Source organism: Slackia piriformis YIT 12062, assembly GCF_000296445.1.
GTDB classification, from domain to species: domain Bacteria; phylum Actinomycetota; class Coriobacteriia; order Coriobacteriales; family Eggerthellaceae; genus Slackia; species Slackia piriformis.
The window spans coordinates 808623-809615 of record NZ_JH815198.1 but is presented as its reverse complement, the minus strand read 5'-3'; the positions used below and the strand labels follow the sequence as shown (position 1 = coordinate 809615).

Here is a 993-nt window from a genome sequence, read left to right as displayed (position 1 = left end):
CCCTGCAGCAGAAAACGGATTCGAAGCCGCATACGAAAGAAGGCGCCCCTGCGGCCGCCTTCTGGTTTGCTATGGTGTCGGAGGCGGGATTTGAACCCGCACACCCGGTATATGGGCACTAGCACCTCAAGCTAGCGTGTCTGCCGTTCCACCACTCCGACATGGCAGCCCCATCGGCTGCGAGTTGATATATTATGCCAAGATCCGTTCTATGGCAAGAGGTCATTTTGATTTTTTTTTCGCTCTCCATGCCCAGCTTGCCACACGAGCAATTTAGTCGTTAAGACAAGCAGAGCAACGCGCATCGGCGTATTGAAATGTGTATTGCATCGGCTGCAATCCTGACAAATGGAAGAGGACCATGAAAACTACCGCAGAAGCCTGCGTGCAGAAATGCGCGAGTTCTCCCCTTGCCGCGTCTGCGAAGAGAACTACGCCCCTTAGCTAGCCGCGCCGACATCCGAAAGCTGCGTGCTTACGCTGCGCTCTGGAAGCCGCTACGATGCGAAGACCCAAGCGCAGTTCTCTCCCGGGTGTACGAACCGAAAAAAAGAGAACAAGGGCCTACAGAGCAAGCGATGAGTTCAAGACGCATTTTTGCAGATTTGGATAGATGGGCTTCCAGGCAAGACGGGATTCTCGGACGTCTGGCCCATCGTCTTTCTTGCGAGAGACAGCCGTAGACGATGCCTGCGGGATGCTCCTTTTCGAATGCAGAGCGAATTCGCAGCAGGTGTAAGACGGTGTCGCCGCATGCGATGAGGCGAGGGTTATAGGACAAAAAGTGTGTCTGGAGCCTTTATTCACTCCGTCGAATAGGGATGCCTCGTCCGGTGGTGCAATTCCTCCCAGACGAGGCCCTCGCCCCACTTCGCCGGGGCGCCGACGCCCTCGACATTGATGTGGCTATACTGTTTTGGACGGTTTCATGAGGGACGGAGGGCCCTTTGCGGAAGGAGGCTCCGATGCGCGACCCGAAGCACCCGAGGAAGT

1 tRNA gene is annotated in these 993 nt (G+C 56.0%); it reads right to left on the bottom strand.

Annotation, left to right across the window (positions count from 1 at the left end):
• Positions 1 to 72: 72 nt before the first annotated feature.
• Positions 73 to 161 (bottom strand) — tRNA-Leu (locus tag HMPREF9451_RS03570).
• Positions 162 to 993: the final 832 nt, after the last annotated feature.